Consider the following 21233-nt stretch of genomic DNA (forward strand, 5'->3'; position numbering starts at 1 on the left):
TCTGGCGGTGTTTTTGAATGGATGGTTAAGGTTTAGCTTTCCAGCTGACCTTTTGCTGCTTCACCAATGCGCCAGATAAAATACAGAGCACACCGCCCAACCCTGCAAAGCGAATCGCTGATTGCGCTTGAGCTTCCACTTTTGGTTTTGCGTGATACGCAATCCCTAATCCTGCCACCGACATCATCACAAGATCATTAGCGCCATCACCGACAGCAACCGTGTTGTGCTGCTCAATTTCATATTCATCCGCCAGTTCCACTAGAATGTCAGACTTCATCTGCGCCGTTACCACATCGCCAAGTACTTTACCCGTGAGTTTGCCGTCAATAATTTCTAATTGATTGGAGCGAGCAAAGTCTAAGTCGACTTTATCTTTGATGTAATCAGAGAAGTAAGTAAAACCACCGGAGGCAATCGCTGTTTTCCAGCCCAAGGCTTTCAACGTCGCAATTAGCGCTTCAAAGTCCGGCATGAATGGTAACTGGGAACGAACTTGTTCAAGAATTGATTCATCGGCACCTTTGAGCTTACCAACTCGCTGACGTAAACTTTGCTCAAAATCCAGCTCACCTTGCATGGCACGTTCAGTGACTTCAGCGACCTCATCCCCTACTCCTGCCAGTTTCGCGATTTCATCAATACACTCTATCTGGATCGCCGTTGAATCCATATCAAATACAATCAACCCTTGGGTTGATAGATCGGGCACTTCATTAAGCGAGGCGTAATCTAGGTTGAGACTTTGTAAGATCGTTTCATGTTGAGGAGTCAACTCTCCGGCCATCAGGGCTACTTCATATTGGCCAACTTTCCACGTTTCTAGTATTGGGTTGTAAAAGCCGGTGAAGAAATCAATGTCTTCGAAGTGACTTGGCGAAAGGTACTCAGCAAATACGATCCAGTTTGCTTTTGCTTTATCTAATTGGGAGGCAAATCGAGTCTCGGGTAATCGTTTTAAAAGTGTCGTATGTTTTCTGATAGGCAAGCTTTTTGACGCGTCCATGTATATAATCCCTTATGACTTTGCTAAAACGTTACCTCAACAAACTAAAAAGGCAAGTCTTTGTTTTATTTTAAATGGATGAGTAAAGAGCATGAGTGAATCTTTGTTCTCAGTAAGGAATGCCCTAAGAATTCTGGCACTAATCCTACTGTGTGTGATGTTGTTTATCACAATAAAAAACAGTGTTGTGATCAGTAAGGGTAATGAGAAAATTCAAGCACAACAGCTTGAAACGCTCACCAAAGTTTTGATTTCACAGGCGTCTCTTTCTGCCAGTGAGATGATTTTAACTAAAGATCAAGAACGATTACTTCAGCTAACAAACCAGCTAGCACAAGACCGTTTAGTGTTTGATGCAACAATCTACGATGCACAGGGTGTACGTTTAGCGTCTAGTGAAGAGGCATTATCGGTACGCGAAGTTCTTGGCCTGGATACGCCTTTGGCAACAGCTTCCATTGGTCGCCAGCAGTTGGTTGAACCAGTTTTTGCAGATGGTGCGCTTATCGGTTTTGTTCGCGTGACCTTTGAGACGGGCCGGGTGACGGCTATTTCTGACCACCACTATCGCAAGAGCGATCGTTATATGTACATGATGGTCTTAATGAGCTTTGTCTGTGGTATGTTGTTCATCTTGATTTTACGTCGACAACCGATACGTCGTAAAAAAGCGCCAAACCTGCTGCTAACCAAGTAACTAGGTAGCGCTAACAACTCATATAAAAACAGCCCGCAATGTGTGGGCTGTTTTTTTAGCTCTTGAGAGCGAAAAATAGAATGACTCTTCGTCGCTTACTCTTCGTCACCAAGCAATACTGAATCTAGTGCGATTAGCATCATGTCGTTGAATGTCGTTTGACGCTCGTCAGATGTAGTCTGTTCGCCAGTCTTGATATGATCAGAAACCGTACAGATTGTCAGAGCTTTTGCACCGTATTCTGCCGCAACACCGTAAATACCAGCCGCTTCCATTTCAACACCAACAATGCCGTACTTGTCCATTACATCGAACATTTCTGGATCTGGCGTGTAGAAAAGCTCTGCTGAGAATAGGTTACCAACTTTAACGTCAATACCGCGAGCTTTTGCAGCGTCTTCTGCCGCACGAACCATGTTGTAGTCTGCGATTGCCGCGAAGTCATGACCTTTAAAGCGGATACGGTTCACTTTAGAGTCAGTACATGCACCCATGCCGATCACAACATCACGCACTTTGATGTCTTCATTCACTGCGCCACAGCTGCCAACACGGATGATTTTCTTCACGCCGAAGTCTTTGATTAGTTCAGTTGCGTAAATCGAGCATGATGGGATACCCATACCGTGGCCCATTACCGAGATCTTACGGCCTTTGTATGTACCTGTGTAACCAAACATATTACGAACGTCACACACTTGAACGACATCTTCAAGGAAAGTCTCTGCGATGTATTTTGCACGTAGTGGATCACCAGGCATCAGTACGACGTCTGCAAATGCACCCATTTCAGCATTGATATGTGGAGTTGCCATTTTCTTTTCCTTAACCTTTCTCTAGCGCTCCGCGCTTAAGGCGATATAAGCCAGAGTATTCTCATTTCCGACAAGCAGCATTTACATACTGCAAACATAAAACTAGGAGCTATCAAGCTCCTAGTTTTCAAAAACCTAACTAATTATAGGAAGTTCTTACCGTAATCCATTGGAGAAGTACCGAAGTAACTTGCCAATGTTTGACCGATATCTGCGAATGTTTCGCGGCGGCCAAGAGAACCAGCTGGTACTTTTTGACCATAAACCAATACTGGGATGTGCTCACGAGTATGGTCAGTACCTGGCCATGTTGGGTCACAGCCGTGGTCTGCCGTTAGGATAAGCACATCGTCTTCTTCCATAATCTCTAGCACTTCGTTGATACGATCATCGAAGTACTCAAGTGCCGCTGCGTAACCCGCTACGTCACGACGGTGACCGTAAGCTGAGTCGAAGTCTACAAAGTTAGTGAATACGATCGTGTTGTCGCCCGCTTCTTTGATTTGCTCTAGCGTTGCTTCGAACAATGCAGGGATACCTGTCGCTTTCACTTTCTTAGTGATGCCGCAGTTTGCGTAGATATCAGCAATCTTACCAATAGAAACCACGTTGCCTTGCTTCTCATCAACGAGCTTCTGAAGAACCGTTGCTGATGGTGGCTCTACAGAAAGATCACGACGGTTACCTGTACGCTCAAATTGACCTTTACCAGCACCAACGAATGGGCGCGCGATAACACGACCAATGTTGTAATCTTCTAGCTCTTCACGTGCGATTTGGCAAAGCTCTAGTAGACGGTCTAGACCGAAAGTCTCTTCGTGACATGCGATTTGGAATACAGAGTCAGCAGACGTGTAGAAGATTGGTTTGCCAGTCTTCATGTGCTCTTCACCAAGATCGTCAAGAACTTGAGTACCAGACGCGTGACAGTTACCTAGGAAACCGTCAAGACCTGCACGCTCAAGAATGCGGTCAGTCAATTCTTTCGGGAAGCTGTTTGCTTTGTCAGTGAAGTAACCCCAGTCAAACAGAACAGGAACACCTGCGATTTCCCAGTGACCAGACGGCGTGTCTTTACCTGAAGAAAGCTCTGCTGCATGACCGTATGCACCAATGATTTCAGCGTCTGCGTCTAGTCCAGGTGCGAAGCGACCTGTCGATTCTTTATGCGCCATTGCCAAACCAAGTTTCGATAGATTTGGAAGGCGAAGTGCACCTTGGCGATTGTCGTTATCTGCTAAGCCTTTGTCACATTGGTCAGCGATGTGACCTAGTGTGTCTGAACCTACATCACCAAATTCTTTAGCATCGGCAGTTGCACCGATACCGAATGAGTCTAGTACTAAAATAAATGCTCTTTTCATTGCTCGTTCCTTAGGCCCACTCGGATTTTTATTATGGTTGAGTAGGCCTTGTGTAATTACTTGTTCTATTAGATATCTTCTGCACGAATTTGGCGGTAAACCTCTGGAGTTGGTGTGTATTCACCACCTACTTTGATTGCACTGCGCAGTGCTTTTGCCGCTTCTTCCCATTGCTCTTCAGTGCGAGCGTGGATGACCGCAAGAGGTTTATCACTGTCTGCGACCTCACCTAGGCGGATGAACTCGTCGAAACCAACTGCGTAGTCGATTTCATCAGTAGCAACACGACGACCACCACCCATAGCAACCACAGCCATGCCGATAGCACGTGTATCCATTGCAGAGACAATGCCCGTTTCTGTTGCGTAAACTGGCTTAATGATTGCTGCTTTTTCTAAGTAGTTGTCGTAGTTTTCTACGAAGTCCGCAGGGCCGCCTAAACCGGCAACCATCTTGCCGAAGCACTCAGCCGCTTTGCCGTTATCCAGCACTTCCATCAGTTTTGCGCGTGCGTCTTCTGTGTTCTCAGCAAGCTTGCCAAGTACTAACATTTCAGCACATGAAGCCATGGTCACTTCAAGTAGACGAGGATTACGGTATTCACCCGTTAAGAAACGAACCGCTTCACGAACTTCTACTGCGTTACCCGCTGAAGACGCCAATACTTGGTTCATGTCCGTAAGAATTGCCGTAGTCTTAGTGCCAGCACCGTTTGCTACCGCAACGATTGATTTTGCTAGCTCTTCAGACGCTTCGTAAGTTGGCATAAATGCACCTGAACCCACTTTTACGTCCATCACTAGCGATTCCAGACCCGCCGCCAGTTTCTTAGAAAGGATCGACGCCGTAATCAGGGAGATATTGTCTACCGTTGCGGTAATATCACGAGTCGCGTAAACACGCTTATCCGCAGGAGCAAGGTCACCAGTTTGACCGATGATCGCCACACCAGCGTCTTTGGTTACTTGACCAAAAACATCGTTGCTCGGCGTAATGTTGTAACCAGGGATAGATTCAAGTTTATCCAGCGTACCGCCTGTATGACCAAGACCGCGGCCAGAGATCATAGGTACGAAACCGCCACACGCTGCCACCATTGGGCCAAGCATTAAAGAAGTTACGTCACCCACACCACCGGTTGAGTGTTTGTCGACAATTGGACCACCGAAGTTCATGTGGCTCCAGTCGATAACCATGCCCGAATCACGCATCGCACACGTTAAGGCGATGCGCTCATCCATGGTCATTTCATTAAAGAAAATCGTCATAGCAAACGCCGCAATCTGACCTTCAGATACCGTGTTGTTCGCTACGCCTTGAATAAAGAAGTTGATTTCGTCGGCGGTTAGGACTTCGCCGTCACGTTTTTTACGAATGATTTCTTGTGGTAAATACATTAGTGCCTCCCAAGCTCTTTTGAGCCATGGTTGTAGTAGGATAGAAGAGGTTTGGTAGCACCCGTTTAGGTGCTACCGTTCAGACGTATTATTGAAATTAGTACGCTGTTGGATCAGCGACGTCGTCCGATACTTCTAATGTATTTAGTAGGTTGGTTAGCAGGCTAGACGCACCAAAACGGTAGTGACGAGCATCAACCCAGTTGTCACCTAGGATTTCGTCAGCCATTGCTAGGTATGCTGCTGCGTCTTCAGCAGTGCGCACACCACCTGCTGGTTTGAAACCAACAGTTTCTGCAACACCCATGTCGCGAATAACTTCAAGCATCATGCGAGCGTATTCTGGTGTTGCGTTTACTGGCACTTTACCAGTTGAAGTTTTAATGAAGTCAGCACCTGCTTCAATACAGATTTGAGATGCTTTCTTGATTAGTGCTTCTTCTTTTAGTTCACCTGTTTCGATGATCACTTTAAGAAGAATGTCACCACAAGCTTCTTTACATTGCTTAACTAGTTCGAAGCCTACTTTCTCATCACCCGCCATTAGCGCTCGGTAAGGAAAAACTACGTCAACTTCGTCTGCACCGTAAGCAACCGCCGCTTTTGTTTCAGCAACTGCGATTTCAATGTCGTCGTTACCATGTGGGAAGTTCGTTACTGTTGCAATACGAACCTCTGGCGTACCTTGCTCACGAAGTGTCTTCTTAGCAATAGGAATAAAGCGAGGGTAAATACAAATTGCAGCTGTGTTGCCTACTGCTGTTTTCGCGTCATGACATAGTGAGATCACTTTTGCATCAGTGTCATCGTCATTCAACGTAGTTAGGTCCATAAGTTTAAGTGCACGTAGCGCTGCTGCTTTTAAATCGCTCATTTCTATCTCCGATCAATATTCAAAAAATTCACTACTCAGCCTTACATCACGTCTTTAACTATAATCAACAAGTCGAGACAATGTGAGTAAATGGCTAAACAGTCTATTAATGAACGGACTTGGTTCCCTGAAGACTCGGCATATACAGCGAAAATTTATCATATGCCAATTGCTATCCTTGTCACCGCACAGTACCAGTTTGGCCTATGGCACAACAATCTATGATTGCGGTGTCTTTAATATCACATCACAAAGCAAAACGCCTATTAGATCTGATATTGCAGGGCAATTCATTTGCCCATCGATTATGTAATATTCATTACGTGATTAAGAATCAAGCTTAACCACTATCCTGTGATTAATACATTATAGAGTTTCACCGCAAAACTGTAGCACCAAATAGAGCGCAAACGGTTTGTATCTCAAAATTTCCTAGCCCCTATTCCATTGACTGCGTAATACCTCGACTAAGGGAAACACCCGATGAAATTTTGGAGCCCGAAAAACGAAAAATGCCCCGCAGCAATCTCTTGCTACAGGGCATGATGTAAAACGGCGTCTATATATTAAGAACCGATTCTAATTATAGTGCTGCAAGGCTTAAGCAGAAGCCTGCAATTGTCGCTGCCATAAGGTTAGACAACGTACCTGCAAGAACTGCTTTAACACCCATGCGAGCGATGTCACTACGACGGTTTGGTGCAAGGCTACCTAGACCACCAAGTAGAATCGCTATAGAAGAAAGGTTCGCGAAACCACATAGTGCGAATGAGATGATAGCTGTTGTCTTCTCAGACATTACTTCACCAGTTGCCGCGATTACTTGAGCGTTTTCACCTAGATATGGTGTGAAGTTCAAGTAAGCAACGAATTCGTTCACTACGATTTTCTGACCGATGAATGAACCAGCTGTTACAGCTTCTGCCCATGGAACACCGATTAGGAATGCTAGTGGAGAGAACGCGTAACCTAGAATTAGCTCTAGTGTTAGTTCTGGCATGCCGAACCAACCACCGATGCCACCTAGCATACCGTTGATTAGCGCGATTAGACCAACGAATGCGATTAGCATTGCACCTACGTTAAGCGCAAGTTGTAGACCAGAAGCCGCACCGCCCGCAGCTGCGTCGATTACGTTAACTGGTTTGTCGTCACCGCCGTCCATCGCTTCTTCGATACTTTCGTGAGGCTGGTCAGTCTCTGGGTGAAGGATTTTAGCGAACAGTAGACCACCTGGTGCTGCCATGAATGATGCCGCAACTAGGTACTCTAGTGGAACACCCATAGATGCGTAACCAGCTAGCACACCACCAGCAACAGAAGCTAGACCACCACACATTACCGCGAATAGCTCTGATTGAGTCATTTTTGGAACGAATGGACGAACAACTAGAGGTGCCTCAGTTTGACCTACGAAAATGTTAGCTGCTGCTGACATTGATTCCGCACGCGAAGTGCCTAGCGCTTTTTGTAGTGCGCCACCAAGAATCTTGATAACCCATTGCATAACGCCAATGTAGTAAAGAACTGAAATCAGTGCAGAGAAGAAGATCAGTGTAGGAAGAACACGGAATGCGAAGATGAAACCGCCGCCGCCGAATACTTCGAACATCTTGTCAGAAACAAGACCACCGAATAGGAATGATGAACCATCGTTACCGTAGTTGATAACGTTAGAAACACCTGAAGAGAAACCGTTTAGTAGATCACGGCCCCAAGGTACATACAGAACAAATGCACCTAATGCGAATTGGATAGCGAATGCGCCACCCACAGTTCTAAAGTTGATAGCTTTTCGGTTGTTAGAAAATGCCACTGCAATCGCAAGAAGCACTACCATACCGATTAGGCTCATAAACAGGCTCATAGTTTATGACTTCCTTATAAGTTATTTATTGGCGTGTTACAAAATGGAGCTATAAAGCGGGGGCAATTATACTCATGCAGAATCAATTAAAGTAATGCCAGCCTCACACTTTCCTATAAGATTCATGATTGATTCAACCAGCTTTGTGAGTTAATTCACAATAAGCAGGAAAACGTTTTCGATTTCAAACCACATCTTTAGATTTTATTCACATATCGAGAAAGCAAAATTGCTATTTTTCCACAGTTGAGAGGCAATCGATTGCTTTCGGCCGTTATGCAACTCTACGAGCTCATTAAAGACGTGAATGAGTTTGGCTGGGTGATTTGACTCCCCTTGATATCCAAGTATAGGCATATCTGGTGCGTCTGTTTCGATTACTAGGTTTTCGAGTGGTAATTTTTGAATTGCGTCGCGTGTTTTCTTGGCTCTTGGGTAGGTAATCGTTCCTCCTACACCGATAAAAAAACCTAATTTGACCCACTCCATGGCTTGCTGATAACTCCCAGAAAAAGCGTGTAGCACACCACCTCTGGGGAGATTCGCCGCTTTCACCATTTGAATAAGGCGATTGTGCGCTTTTCGGCTATGTAAAATAACTGGGAGTTCGAAGCGTCTAGCCAGCTCAAATTGAACTTCAAGTATCTTTTCTTGCAACTGTGGATCAACATCAATGGCAAAATCTAAACCACACTCTCCTATTGCCACGCACTGCTGCCCTTTTTGATCTAGATAGCCTTCTAGCTCTGTAAGGTGCTGCTCAACGTTATCTTCAAGAAAATACGGATGAAAGCCGAGCGCATAATACAAATTGGCATGTTGCTCTGCCAAAGTTTGAATACGAGCCCAGTTTTGCGGACCGACGGAAGGAATCAAAATTCTTGCGACGCCTTGCGTTTGAGCAAGCTCAAGTTGATGTGCAAAGTCATCTTGAAACACATCAAAATCAAAGTGGCAGTGCGTATCAAAGAGCTTCATCTTGACGCTTTTTATCTGTATCTGCGGGCAGAAAATCAGAGGATGGTTGGGCTTCACTCTTCTCTTCAGTTTGATGGGCAGGGTCTTTTCGATATGGGACACAACTGCGTTTCTGATCGGGAGTTAACCCCATCTCTTTACACCAGTTGTCGTAACGCTTTAGCCCACGTTTAAACCAATTCATATCTTATCCTTATATAAAAACGCCCTTGGCTAAGTTTATAGCCAAGGGCGTTTTAAAATCTAGTTTGCGTTACGGCTTACCCTAACCGCGCAAATTAGTGCTCACGTGTCGCACGGAAATCAACGTCAGGAAAACGCTCTTTCGCTAAGTTTAAGTTAACCATTGTTGGAGCGATATACGTTAGGTTATCACCACCATCCAATGCTAAGTTCGCTTGATTCTTGCGTTGGAACTCATCCAGTTTCTTCGCATCACCACACTCAACCCAACGCGCAGTTGCAACGTTAATGCCTTCATAAATCGCTTCAACGTTATACTCAGACTTCAAACGAGCCACAACAACATCAAACTGAAGTACACCAACGGCACCAACGATCAGATCGTTGTTCTGTAGAGGACGGAATACCTGTACCGCACCTTCTTCTGATAGCTGAACCAAGCCTTTGAGAAGCTGCTTCTGCTTTAGTGGATCTTTCAGACGAATACGACGGAATAGTTCCGGAGCGAAGTTCGGAATACCAGAGAACTTCAGTGATTCACCTTGCGTAAAGGTATCACCAATCTGAATAGTACCGTGGTTGTGTAGACCAATAATGTCACCGGCGTAAGCGTGTTCTGCACGTGCACGGTCACCAGCCATAAAGGTTACTGCATCAGAGATACTCACTTGCTTGCCAAGACGAACGTGGTTCATCTTCATACCTTGCGTGTAAGTGCCCGATACAATACGCATGAATGCGATACGGTCACGGTGTTTTGGGTCCATATTCGCTTGGATCTTAAATACGAAACCAGAGAACTTCTCTTCAGTCGCTTCAACTTCACGTTCAACCGCTTGACGAGTTTTCGGCGCTGGAGCCCATTCAGTTAGACCGTCTAGCATATGATCCACACCAAAGTTACCTAATGCAGTACCGAAGTAAACTGGCGTAAGATCACCGGTTAGGAACATTTCCAAATCAAACTCAGGGCAAGCACCCATGACAAGCTCAAGCTCTTCTCGAACACTTTCCGCAAGGCCTGCACCAACTTTTTCATCAAGCTCTGGGTTATCGAGACCTTTGATGATTCGAACTTCTTGAATCTCATGACCGTGACCTGATTCGTATAAAATCGTTTCATCACGGTGAATGTGGTACACACCTTTAAATTCTTTACCACAGCCGATTGGCCATGTAATTGGTGCACACATCATGCCCAACTCGTTTTCTACCTCGTCCAATACTTCCATTGGATCACGAACGTCACGGTCAAGTTTGTTCATGAAGGTTACGATTGGCGTGTCACGCAGACGCGTTACTTCCATCAGCTTACGTGTACGATCCTCGACACCTTTCGCCGCATCGATAACCATCAAACACGAGTCTACTGCCGTTAACGTACGGTATGTATCTTCCGAGAAGTCTTCGTGTCCAGGCGTATCAAGTAGGTTTACCAGACAGTCATTGTAAGGGAACTGCATTACAGAAGTGGTTACCGAGATACCACGTTCTTTTTCCATTTCCATCCAGTCTGATTTTGCGTGCTGTGCGTTACCACGACCTTTAACCGTACCTGCTTTTTGGATCGCGTTTCCGAATAAAAGGACTTTTTCAGTAATGGTGGTTTTACCCGCATCCGGGTGAGAAATAATAGCGAACGTTCTGCGCTTAGACACTTCGCCTAAAAAAAGGGGATTTGACATTAGTTAATCTTCTAAATTACTTTCATGCTCACAAAATAGGCAAGCATATCTACTATTCGATATTGTGCGGTATTCTCGCTTATTATCGCTGTGCTAGCAAACTGGAAAGATATGAACTGAATTTACTCGGCTCACCAGCCTTTACCTGCAACTAACAAGGGAAAGCCAGCTCCACACAAAGAGATGTAAAAATTCAAAAAATTATTATTACATATTCAAAAGCCTCGAATCCGGATACGCATTTAAAGCATAAGTGTTGATGAGGTAATTAGTAACGGCCTAAAACTAACTCAAAAATAAGTAACTCATGATAATGGCGTCTTCCTTACCATTTCCCGATTTAGCTGGGTAATAGTTGTAACGACGGTCCACTTCATTAAAACCTGCTTGCTCATAAATATGGATAGCTGGGTGATTACTTTCACGCACTTCTAACCAAGCACTCTCTGCTTTGGCTTGTTCACAGTGTTCAATAAACGCGTCCAGCAATTTTTGCCCTAGCCCTCTGCCCTGTTGAGAAGGCGCTACTGCAATATTTAATAGTGTCACTTCTCCAACAATATTCTGTCCATAGAAGTAACCAACCACTTGAGAGCCTTCCAGCATCACATGGTGGCAAGCACCGCGACTGGATAAGTCACGAACCAAAGATTCGGCCCAAGGGTGAGAATGTGCTTGCTGCTCGATTTGCCAAACTTGGTCGAGGTGCTCTGCACGCATCGGCGTAATTTCAATTGTCACGCATTAGCTCCGTTAAGAGTACGAACAGATTTGTTGCCACAATGCGCGGCGCTGTTCGTTATTACCATCAATATCTTGTAATAGTGGCGAGGTCAGGTGCTTTGCCTTGATGCTTTGATCAGCCTCACAGCCTGCAAACCACACCCACTCTAGCTGATGTTCACCCAGCATGGATAAGCGCTCAGGCTCTAGGTGTAGCGCATCATCAAGCGTGAGCTTAATGCTTTTTAATACGCGCTCAAACATCAATGCCGTCTCGTTTTCTGGACATATTGGCGATACCAATAGGAGTTTACATGAACTTTGCAAATCCAATAATGGCGATTGATAGCCTTCCAGTCTTTCAGGGTGTACCAGCTCCCATGTGCTGATCCCCATTTCACGTAAATACTGTTTCTCGTTAATTGACATTTTCCGTCACCTATTTGAACGAGGGCAATCCTATCAAATTATCGCGATTATACCTAAAGGACTTCAAGGAACACCTGAACACAATGAGATGATTTGGATATTCCTGAACATAGCGTTTTGCCAACGGCCACACATTGGGTATGACATATGAGGTACATTATGAAATTCTTAAATACGCTACTGCTTTGCACACTGGTAGCCGCCACCAGCATGAGTGTTTTTGCTAATAACAGCGACGAGTGGGAGCTGATTGCAACGAAAGCCGTTAACTTTCATACAGAAACAGATACCGTGACACCAAATAGCTTATTCCGAAACCGAAGCTTCAGTAAAATAAAATTAAAATGTGTGCAAGGAACGGTAGACATTAATGGTTTAAAAGTCGTCATGACAGATGGTAGTGAGAAAAAGCTTTCCTCTATGGGCGTACTAACAAGCGGATTGTCGACTCGTGCCTGGAGCCTTCCAGGTACAAAAGAAGCCAAGCTAAAACGGATTGAAATGACTTACAGTAGCTGGGGAAGCACAAAACTTAGCCTGCTAGGGGTAAGTAAAAAAGCGAAAATAGAGGTCTGGGGCAAAAAGAAAAGTAACCAGTCATCCTAACCTCCCTATCTCAGTTTTCAGTGAATAAGAAAGAAGCCCACTTAGTCGTGGGCTTCTTTCATTTACAGTTCAGAGAACTCTGGCGCATAGTCTATGCGTCCGGAGCGTCCAGCACATTGACCTTCGACCAACTCTGCGACTCGAAATGCACCTTTAGGGACATCCCAAGCACATTCAAAGCCCATCTCGTCGCATGATTGAAAACCCTGGCGCGCGTAATAATCAGGATCGCCCAACACCACACACACTGGGTAGCCAAAATCACGCAGTGAATCAAAACCTTCTTTGATCAACTCTGCAGCGATGCCTTGGCGACGGTAATCTTCATGAACAGCTAATGGCGCTAGCCCTTGCCATGACAAATCTTCACCATTTAAGGTCACAGGGCTAAATAAAGCATGGCCTATCACCTCTCCCTCATCTGTACACGCGACTAAGGAAAGTGTGAATTTGCTGTTTTCGCGCAAACGCATCACAAGCTCAGCTTCAGCTTCCGTTGGGAAGGCGTGTTTCAATAAGCGGTCAATGGTAAGAATGTCCGCAGGGGCTTCAGTTCGAATAAGCATTCGCTACTCCGGTTGGTTGTGCAGGCGCTTGAACTCCTTTCTGAACAAAATCAGCCAATTGATTCAAAGCGACTTGCATTGCTTTCGGTAACTGCTCTAAGTCGACACTGTCCATTAAGTTTTTCACTTCTAAGCCAAGCTCAGTATCACCTTCAATTGAAAGGCGACGTTGGAAGAACAGTGTGTCAGGGTCTTCTTTACGACCAGCAATCAGTACTAGGTCGTTTAGATTACCACTAAAACTCACATCTTCCTGAACTGGTTTTTCAGCTACCACCAATTTTTCGTCTTGATAGCTGATGTACCATGCTAAGTTCAAGTCTTTAATCGCAACTTTTAACCACTTGTCTTCAAGGAACTCAAAGTCACCATCTTCCAAGGCTTCTTTAAACACCATTTTTAGCCCTTCCAGCAACGCTTTTTGCTGAATTGGCTGTGGTAATAACTGGACTGGAGAACGCAAAATATTAGCTGCGTTCTTTACTAGTTGACTGCGAATCTTGTTTAACACGTTCATTATCCGTTACTTTGTCATTAGGTTGCTTATATTAAGCAATCGTGGCGATGAGATTACTGTTATGTATCAATAAAGTGCTTATTTTAGATTGGTGGTTTATTGCTCACTAACGCTTCTTTTTTTGAACTTACGTGTATTATTGATGCGAACAGGTGGATAAACACTTTTACAACCGTATTTTCAAAGTTATAGTTATCTGAGCGTATCCATGTGATTGTCGACTGCACAGCTAAAACCGCGAGCCCTTTAATGGCAAGTAACACTTTAGCTTGGTGGTAGACCGCCGCAGGCTTATCAGGGTGTCGCTTTTTATACACGGACGAATAATCTGGCTCATTGGAGATCGGTAATACCCTAATGCCTTCCCAGCAATTAAAACATTGGTTTGCCACGCTAACCTCAAATAGCCCTTTCTTCTTTGCCATTCTTGATAAAAAACACAATTATCGAATGGTAAGTGACCGTTACTGCGATATCGCAGGTTTAAGTCATGAGGAAATCGTCGGCTTAAACGATTGCCAAGTGCTGGGTGAACAGTTTTATAAGAAGCTTGCACCATACTATCAGCGCGCGTTCAAAGGGGCACATGTCGAAGCCGAAATCACGCTCGATGAAACCGACCTTGAAACCAGTCTTCACTTTAGTCTTTCGCCAGTTTTTGAAGGTAACGACATTCGCTTTGTTGTGTTTCACGCTGTCGATACTTCAGAAAAGCAGATCCTCGTTCGCTCCTTAGAAGAGGCCGAAAGTAAGTTTGCGAAGTTAACACAACTGCTACCAGACGGCTTACTGCTTATCGAAGATGATATTGTCATCTCTGCGAACCCCGCATCAGCGCGCCTTCTCGGACTTAACTCTCCTCATGAATTGTTGGGCGAAGAGCTAAGTCGTTTATTCATCGATGAAAACAGTAAAAAGGTATTTAGTCATCGATTGAGTACATTAATTTCTGACAAACCTTTTGTCTGCTTAACCAGTGCAAGATGCGGCTTTGAACGGAAAGTTCAGCTACACGCGGATTCCACGGCGATATTAGGTAGCGAATCTCAAATTATCCTAATCCAAGATGCTGATGATGCGCCCAAAAACCTGTCTTCTGCATCGAATGAAGACATACACATTGACTCGCTCACCAAACTCTACAACCGCTTTGGCTTCACCAAACGTTTGGAACAGCTGATCAAAAAGCAAACACCGCTTCTGGTGTTCTATTTGGATATCGATAACTTCAAAAACATTAATGACTCACTTGGTCACCATATTGGCGATAAAGTGATTCAAGAGGTATCGGCCCGTCTTAAACGGTTGCTACCAAACCAAGCGATTATTGGTCATTTGGGTGGCGATGAGTTTGGCGTCATTCTGCCGGAGCCAGAAAATACCCGCATGGCTGAAATTTTGTCCGATCGCATTATCTCGTTGATCAACCAACCTTTCGACTTGCACCACTTCAGCAAACGCCTTGCCTGTTCAATTGGTAGCGTTCGATACCCTGAAGACGGACAAGATGCACGAATCCTACTACAAAATGCCGATACTGCGATGTATGAAGCCAAAGATCGTGGTAGAAATCGTCTGATCAAATTTAACGATCAAATGAACAAAGAAGCGCGTATGCGTTTGTGGCTTGAAATCGAACTGCAAAAAGCATTGCAGCAGAACGGTTTGGAAGTGTGGTATCAACCTAAGGTTAACGCGCGAGACTTCAGTATCAACGGCGCAGAAGCACTCGTTCGTTGGAAGCATCCAGTCGAAGGGTACATTAGTCCCGGCTCATTCATTCCTGTCGCCGAGCGCGCTGGGTTAATCGAACACCTTGGACGTGTCGTGATGCGTGATGTTTTCAATACGGTAAAACGTTGGAAGCAACAAGGCATACTGCCAGGCCGTGTCGCCATCAACCTCTCTCCCGAGCAATTTGGCAACCCACAGCTGATCGACTTTATGGAAAAGCTGCTTCGCACTACCGAGCTTGATCCAAGCTGCATTACCTTCGAGCTAACCGAAAGTGCCGTGATGAGTGATAGCGAACATACACTGCAGATGTTGAATGCGATTAAAAAGCTTGGCTTCGCTCTCTCTATCGATGACTTTGGTACCGGCTACTCTTCTCTTTCCTACTTAGCGCGTTTCCCTATTGACGAGCTAAAAATCGACCGCGCTTTTATTAATGATATCGACACACTACCGAAACAAGTCACTGTGATTGAAAACATCATTAATCTGGGTAAGTCGCTCGACTTAACTGTCGTTGCCGAGGGGGTGGAAACCCACCAGCAAGCTACTTTGCTCTCTAACCTTCAATGTAATGCGATTCAAGGATTCCATTTTTATCGCCCGCAGCCAAAACATGAAATTGAAGAGCTGTTTGTACAGAATCGTCGTCACAAGAACTAACCCCGACCCGATACCCTTACTCGCAAGGGGTAAATATCGACTTTATTGAGCTAAACCTAACTTAGGTCAATTTCGCTATTCATAATTCTTCATAAAATGCGGACACCTTTTTATTCTCAATGATTGTGAGCATATGGAACTCTTGTGTCCCGCGGGTAACCTGCCTGCGTTAAAAACTGCGATTGATTGCGGTGCCGATGCCGTCTACATTGGTTTCAAAGATGATACCAACGCCCGTCACTTTGCTGGCCTCAACTTTAACGGCAAGAAATTAGAAAAAGCGGTGCAATACGTTCATGACCGCAATAAAAAAATTCATGTCGCGTTGAATACCTTCGCTCATCCCAATGGCTTCGAGCGCTGGACGAACGCAGTAGACAATGCAGCGGCACTGGGTGTAGACGCGCTGATTGTTGCAGACATTGCAGTGCTGGAGTACGCGGCTCGCAAATATCCCGATCTGGAACTACACCTTTCAGTGCAAGCATCAGCGACCAACGTCGCAGCCATTGATTTTTACAAACAAAACTTCAACGTAAAACGGGTAGTATTACCTCGCGTTTTATCGATTCATCAGGTCAAACAGCTTTCACGCAACATCACTAGCGATGTCGAGTTAGAAGTCTTTGCTTTTGGTAGCCTTTGCATCATGTCTGAAGGTCGCTGCTACCTATCGTCATATATGACAGGCGAGTCTCCAAACACTGTGGGAGCATGCTCTCCAGCTAAGTACGTTCGCTGGCAAGAAACAGAAAATGGTCTGGAATCCCGCCTTAACGACATTTTGATCGATCGCTACAGCGCCGGTGAAAATGCGGGCTACCCTACCTTGTGTAAAGGTCGTTTCGAAGCTGAAATCGAAGGCGAGAAAAAACGCTACCACGCACTGGAAGAACCAACCAGTTTGAACACCCTCTCTATGCTACCAGAACTATTTGCTGCAAATGTGGCGTCTGTAAAAATTGAAGGTCGCCAACGTAGCCCTGCTTACGTAGAACAAGTCACTCGAACATGGCGAGCCGCGATTGACCGTTACCAAGCAAACCCAGAAGCTTACCAAGTCGAAGCGGCTTGGGATGCCGCATTGGCAAACGTGTCTGAAGGTACGCAGACCACACTTGGTGCTTATCACCGCAAATGGCAGTAGAGGTTAAGATGGATAATTCAATGAAATACGCGCTTGGCCCGCTGTTGTACTTCTGGCCAAAACAAGACATCGAAGCGTTTTATGAACAAGCGAAATCAAGCTCCGCGGACATCATCTATCTTGGGGAAACCGTATGTTCAAAACGTCGAGAAATGAAGCCTTCGCATTGGCTTGAAATCGCAAAAGAGCTGTCTGCATCTGGCAAGCAAGTGGTGCTATCAACAATGGCACTACTAGAAGCTCCGAGTGAAGTAAACATAATGAAGAAGTACATCGACAACGGTGACTTCGCGATTGAAGCAAATGACGTATCTGCTGTTCAATTGGCATCAGAGCATAAAGTGCCTTTCGTCGTTGGCCCTGCAATCAATACTTATAACGCACACACGCTCAACTTATTTTTGAAGCAAGGTATGATGCGTTGGTGCATGCCTGTCGAGCTCTCTCGCGAATGGTTAAACGATACTTTAGTTCAGTGTGACGAGCTTGGTATTCGTAACAAGTTTGAAGTTGAGGTATTTAGCCACGGTTATTTGCCTTTAGCGTATTCCGCTCGCTGTTTCACAGCCCGAGCTGAAAACCGAGCGAAAGACGATTGCGAAACCTGCTGTATCAAATACCCTACGGGTATCCAGGTCAGCAGCCAAGAAGGGCAAGAAGTCTTTAACCTTAACGGCATTCAAACACAGTCAGGGTATTGCTACAACCTCATCAATGACTTACCTACTATGAAAGGGCTGGTTGATGTGGTCCGGTTAAGCCCTCTTGGTATGGACATTTTTTCAGAGTTAGAGCGTTTTCGCTCAAACGAATACGGCGATAATCCTGAAAAGCTCGAAAGCCGCCAATGCAATGGCTATTGGCATCAACTAGCGGGCTTAGAAGTAAAAACCATTTAATCCTTAAAGATAAAAGCGAGGCCTAGCCTCGCTTTTATCTGTTAGCTTTTGTTAGCAGGCTTGCACCCTTGGTTCGACAGAACTCTCATTAAGCAGCTTTTTCACATCTCGCCACAACATACTGATCACGACCAAACTCAATGCAATGTTAGACAATGGGAAAGCTAACCAAATACCTGTCACGCCGAAAAGTTTCGGCATAATGAATAAGAATGGCAACTGGACCAGCATGTTGCCTAGTGTTACAAACATAGCTTTGCTGCCTTTGTTTACTGATTGATAGTACGCGGCCGCCACAACTAAAAAACCATCTAAGAACAACGCAAACATGTGTAAACGAATCCCGATCACGGTGCTATCAATCAACTGTTGGTCAGCATTATTAAACACCGCAACCAGTTCGTACGGGAAAAGGTTCATCAAAACAACGAACGCCACCCCACCAAGCACAGATGTCCCCATCGCGACCTTTAATAACTTTCTGATGTTCTCCTGATTACGTGCACCGTGGTTGAAGCTCACTAAAGGCTGCATACCATTCGCAATTCCTTCGGCTATCAGATAGTAAACCGTCACGATGTACCCCAAAATGGCGTACGCTCCGATCAACATTGCACTTCCGTATTGAGCAAATAACGCGTTGTGCAGTGCCACCATCACAGAGCCGTAGGCGTACATAAAGAAACTTGATGTACCTATCATGATAATCTTTGGTGCAGCATCAACCTGAACTTTGAAGTCGCGGATACGAAGGCGTAATGTTGCTTTTGAAGTAAAGAAGTAACCAATACCGAGCACAGTGACCACTAATTGTGCAAGTGCAGTGGCAATAGCGGCTCCGGTTAACTTCCACTCCAACCAAGCAATAAATACGTAGTCTAATACAATGTTAATAACGGCACCGATGACCATCAAAATCGTTGCTAAGTTCGGGCTGTCGTCATTGCGTAATAAAAACGGAACTGCGATAGAACCCAACGTGAATACGCACGCGACAATCAGAATATGCAAATATTGCAGCGCAAGTTCAAACACTCGCCCTTCCGCACCTTGCCAGCGAATAAATTCATCCGAAAACAAGAACAATATTGTAGCAACGATCGGCATCAATGCCGCTAACAACGTCAATCCGGTCGTTAGGATTCGCTTAGCGCCTTCATGATCGTTCTCTCCTTGCTTGATCGAAGTCAGCGCGCCAGTCCCCACCCCAATCATCATTCCTATACCGAGGATCGAACCGATAATAGGCCACGCAACATTGATCCCAGCTAATCCGTCAGCGCCAACATAACGGCCAATAAAAATGCCATCAACTATTTGATACAAACCGTTTACGAGCATTGCTGCGACGGTTGGAATCGTATATTTCCAAAACTGTCTATAAATTGAGTTTTGCATGACTGTCACCAGTAGTTAGCAAAGCTAACCATTTAATTAGCAAGACTAACTAAATAGTTAAATTAAATAAAAGAAAGATGAAACAACAAAAACTAAACCATACAGCTGAGGCCTTTGCTTTAGTTTAAAATGACTTATTACTCAATGCTTTATTCAATAAAGCTTGTAACTGTTCAGCTTCTTGCTGATTTAATTGTTGCATCATTTGGTCAGAGATATCTTTGTACACTACCTGCTCCAAAGACATTTTTTCTGCGACTTCTTCCGTAAGCAACACACGCTTAGCACGAGCATCCTCATTACATGCGATGCGTTTCACCAAACCCTTTTTTTCCAAACGCACAACCATTGTCGATGCGGAAGGCTTAGTCACTTGCAGCTCTTCTGCAAGATCGGTTATTCGCACACCCTCAGGGTAAACCTGAATCACACGTAAATAATCGAACTCATTAAAGCTTAGATGTGATAATGGATCTTCTTTGGCATAGACACGCCAAGCTTTGGCGCAAAAACGCTCTAAATCAATCAAGCTTTCTTCTAATGCCATAAAAGCCACCACCACTTAGTTAGCAAGACTAACTATTTTAAATGAGTCACTCATCAAGTTCAATCATAAAAAAAACCGCTCTCATCGAGCGGCTCTAAATCATTCAATTTCCAGCTTCTTGGCAGCCTTTAACTTGGCCAATCTGTCTTGCTGTAATTGATCGTAAATTTGCGCCAACTCCAAGAAAGAATAGCGATGCTCAACATAATCGTAAACGTTGAACGAAATCGCGAGCTTATAAAGTGAGATGGCACTTGCGATATCACCTTCAAGCTGATTACGCTTTCCAAGGTAGAAATACGTTTCCGTCAATCGTTCAGCTAGGCGATAGTTCTCTCTCGTTCCATCCATAATTGCTTTAAGCGCGTCTTCGTCCGAGACGTCTCGTAGCATGATGGCAACAAGAACCCATCCCCACTCTTCACTACGATCTCGTAAATAACGCTGTTGAAGATTGGCTTTTGCTTGCTCTGGATTTTGCTCAGCTTCGATGATGTACAGCCATAATGAACGAAAAGGATCCGTTGGCATTTCTTGATAATGCTTGGTCATATCTTCTAAAGCGAGATCGATTCTGCCACCATAATACAGTGCAATCGCACGGTTGCGCTCAGCATAGGTATTATCAGGAGCCAACTCTATGGTCGAGTCAAACGCTTCATATGCCGCATCAAACTCTCCTACTTGGGTAAAGTATACTCCCAAAAGATTGAAGATGTCCGGCTGAGCAGGATTCAACTGCAAAGACTGGTTAAAGTCCAAACGGGCAAGATCACGTAAACCAACGCTGTCGTAGTAGCTACCGCGCTCATAATGCATTTTAGCGCGCACTTCATCACTAAGGTCGGGACGTTGTAGCAACTGCGAGAGACGCGCGATTTGTACTTCTTGTTGAACACTAGGCTGAAGTGGCACCGCCATCGGTGGATATAACCACTTTTGTGCTGATTGTTGAGAAGTATTTGCACAACCGGTCAGCGCGATAGCAACACATAAAATTGCGGTTTGAAACCATTTCACTAATTGATACTCCTGTTTGGACCGCTCAAGATTTATTTCTCTTAATGCAATATAGGCGATAACCTCGTTTGAGGTTAATACATCGAAACAAACCAAAAAAGGGGAGCGAAAATGCTCC

The 21233-nt window shown here is 44.9% G+C and carries 22 protein-coding genes; 6 read left to right on the forward strand and 16 right to left on the reverse strand.

The window, feature by feature from the left end:
• Positions 1-25: 25 nt before the first annotated feature.
• A complete protein-coding gene (gene serB, locus R7F07_RS02740; RefSeq protein WP_005380142.1) occupies positions 26-1006 on the reverse strand; it encodes a phosphoserine phosphatase in 981 nt (326 codons plus the stop codon).
• Positions 1007-1097: 91 nt separating this feature from the next.
• Here serB and R7F07_RS02745 point away from each other — a divergent pair, with 91 nt between their 5' ends.
• Positions 1098-1703, forward strand: coding sequence for a YtjB family periplasmic protein (locus R7F07_RS02745; protein ID WP_005391677.1), 606 nt, complete (start codon positions 1098-1100; stop codon positions 1701-1703).
• Positions 1704-1798: 95 nt separating this feature from the next.
• Here R7F07_RS02745 and deoD read toward each other — a convergent pair whose 3' ends face one another.
• The 4 genes from deoD to deoC form a co-directional block, all read right to left on the reverse strand.
• Positions 1799-2518: a purine-nucleoside phosphorylase gene (gene deoD, locus R7F07_RS02750; RefSeq protein WP_005380140.1), complete on the reverse strand. Its 720-nt coding sequence runs from the start codon at positions 2516-2518 to the stop codon at positions 1799-1801.
• Between the two features lie 143 nt (positions 2519-2661).
• A complete protein-coding gene (locus tag R7F07_RS02755) occupies positions 2662-3882 on the reverse strand; it encodes a phosphopentomutase (protein ID WP_054700480.1) in 1221 nt (406 codons plus the stop codon).
• A 68-nt stretch (positions 3883-3950) separates the two neighbouring features.
• Positions 3951-5279: a thymidine phosphorylase gene (gene deoA / locus R7F07_RS02760; RefSeq protein WP_025768209.1), complete on the reverse strand. Its 1329-nt coding sequence runs from the start codon at positions 5277-5279 to the stop codon at positions 3951-3953.
• A gap of 97 nt (positions 5280-5376) precedes the next feature.
• Positions 5377-6153 (reverse strand): deoxyribose-phosphate aldolase, encoded by a 777-nt coding sequence (deoC, locus tag R7F07_RS02765; protein ID WP_005380133.1) that lies wholly within the window; start codon positions 6151-6153, stop codon positions 5377-5379.
• Between the two features lie 90 nt (positions 6154-6243).
• Here deoC and R7F07_RS02770 point away from each other — a divergent pair, with 90 nt between their 5' ends.
• A complete protein-coding gene (locus R7F07_RS02770) occupies positions 6244-6378 on the forward strand; it encodes a hypothetical protein (protein WP_005391675.1) in 135 nt (44 codons plus the stop codon).
• Between the two features lie 358 nt (positions 6379-6736).
• Here R7F07_RS02770 and R7F07_RS02775 read toward each other — a convergent pair whose 3' ends face one another.
• The 6 genes from R7F07_RS02775 to R7F07_RS02800 all read right to left on the reverse strand — a co-directional run bounded on the left by R7F07_RS02775 (position 6737) and on the right by R7F07_RS02800 (position 12018).
• Positions 6737-8020, reverse strand: coding sequence for a NupC/NupG family nucleoside CNT transporter (locus R7F07_RS02775; RefSeq protein ID WP_005380131.1), 1284 nt, complete (start codon positions 8018-8020; stop codon positions 6737-6739).
• A 204-nt stretch (positions 8021-8224) separates the two neighbouring features.
• Positions 8225-8998 (reverse strand): TatD family hydrolase, encoded by a 774-nt coding sequence (locus R7F07_RS02780; protein WP_053304096.1) that lies wholly within the window; start codon positions 8996-8998, stop codon positions 8225-8227.
• On the reverse strand, positions 8985-9182 hold the full coding sequence (locus tag R7F07_RS02785) for a DUF5363 family protein (RefSeq protein WP_005380125.1): 198 nt from the start codon (positions 9180-9182) through the stop codon (positions 8985-8987). Before R7F07_RS02785 ends, R7F07_RS02780 begins: the two co-directional genes overlap by 14 nt.
• Before the next feature lie 94 nt (positions 9183-9276).
• Positions 9277-10866, reverse strand: coding sequence for a peptide chain release factor 3 (gene prfC, locus R7F07_RS02790; protein ID WP_005380123.1), 1590 nt, complete (start codon positions 10864-10866; stop codon positions 9277-9279).
• 285 nt (positions 10867-11151) lie between these two features.
• On the reverse strand, positions 11152-11607 hold the full coding sequence (gene rimI / locus R7F07_RS02795) for a ribosomal protein S18-alanine N-acetyltransferase (RefSeq protein ID WP_005386430.1): 456 nt from the start codon (positions 11605-11607) through the stop codon (positions 11152-11154).
• A gap of 12 nt (positions 11608-11619) precedes the next feature.
• On the reverse strand, positions 11620-12018 hold the full coding sequence (locus tag R7F07_RS02800) for a DNA polymerase III subunit psi (RefSeq protein ID WP_005386429.1): 399 nt from the start codon (positions 12016-12018) through the stop codon (positions 11620-11622).
• 159 nt (positions 12019-12177) lie between these two features.
• Here R7F07_RS02800 and R7F07_RS02805 point away from each other — a divergent pair, with 159 nt between their 5' ends.
• Positions 12178-12624: a hypothetical protein gene (locus R7F07_RS02805; protein ID WP_064368743.1), complete on the forward strand. Its 447-nt coding sequence runs from the start codon at positions 12178-12180 to the stop codon at positions 12622-12624.
• A gap of 62 nt (positions 12625-12686) precedes the next feature.
• On the opposite strand, the gene R7F07_RS02810 is transcribed toward R7F07_RS02805, so the two are convergent.
• Entirely contained in the window at positions 12687-13190 is a 504-nt protein-coding gene (locus tag R7F07_RS02810; RefSeq protein WP_005380119.1) for a GNAT family N-acetyltransferase, read from the reverse strand.
• Positions 13174-13701 (reverse strand): ubiquinone anaerobic biosynthesis accessory factor UbiT, encoded by a 528-nt coding sequence (locus R7F07_RS02815; RefSeq protein WP_005394645.1) that lies wholly within the window; start codon positions 13699-13701, stop codon positions 13174-13176. Before R7F07_RS02815 ends, R7F07_RS02810 begins: the two co-directional genes overlap by 17 nt.
• A 363-nt stretch (positions 13702-14064) precedes the next feature.
• Here R7F07_RS02815 and R7F07_RS02820 point away from each other — a divergent pair, with 363 nt between their 5' ends.
• The 3 genes from R7F07_RS02820 (at position 14065) to R7F07_RS02830 (ending at position 18150) form a co-directional block, all read left to right on the forward strand.
• On the forward strand, positions 14065-16104 hold the full coding sequence (locus tag R7F07_RS02820) for an EAL domain-containing protein (RefSeq protein WP_171343200.1): 2040 nt from the start codon (positions 14065-14067) through the stop codon (positions 16102-16104).
• A 133-nt stretch (positions 16105-16237) separates the two neighbouring features.
• Positions 16238-17251, forward strand: coding sequence for a ubiquinone anaerobic biosynthesis protein UbiU (locus R7F07_RS02825; RefSeq protein ID WP_005386427.1), 1014 nt, complete (start codon positions 16238-16240; stop codon positions 17249-17251).
• Positions 17252-17271: 20 nt separating this feature from the next.
• Complete coding sequence (locus R7F07_RS02830) at positions 17272-18150, forward strand: U32 family peptidase (RefSeq protein ID WP_171343204.1); 879 nt, start codon at positions 17272-17274, stop codon at positions 18148-18150.
• A 51-nt stretch (positions 18151-18201) separates the two neighbouring features.
• Here R7F07_RS02830 and R7F07_RS02835 read toward each other — a convergent pair whose 3' ends face one another.
• The 3 genes from R7F07_RS02835 to nlpI all read right to left on the reverse strand — a co-directional run bounded on the left by R7F07_RS02835 (position 18202) and on the right by nlpI (position 21115).
• Positions 18202-19548: an MATE family efflux transporter gene (locus tag R7F07_RS02835; RefSeq protein WP_318110435.1), complete on the reverse strand. Its 1347-nt coding sequence runs from the start codon at positions 19546-19548 to the stop codon at positions 18202-18204.
• 124 nt (positions 19549-19672) lie between these two features.
• Positions 19673-20095, reverse strand: coding sequence for a MarR family winged helix-turn-helix transcriptional regulator (locus tag R7F07_RS02840; RefSeq protein WP_005380103.1), 423 nt, complete (start codon positions 20093-20095; stop codon positions 19673-19675).
• Positions 20096-20194: 99 nt separating this feature from the next.
• The gene (nlpI, locus tag R7F07_RS02845) at positions 20195-21115 is read right to left on the reverse strand and encodes a lipoprotein NlpI (RefSeq protein WP_005380101.1); all 921 of its coding nucleotides are present in this window, start codon (positions 21113-21115) and stop codon (positions 20195-20197) included.
• Positions 21116-21233 lie beyond the last annotated feature (118 nt).

Source organism: Vibrio sp. YT-16, assembly GCF_033337405.1.
GTDB lineage: Bacteria > Pseudomonadota > Gammaproteobacteria > Enterobacterales > Vibrionaceae > Vibrio > Vibrio alginolyticus.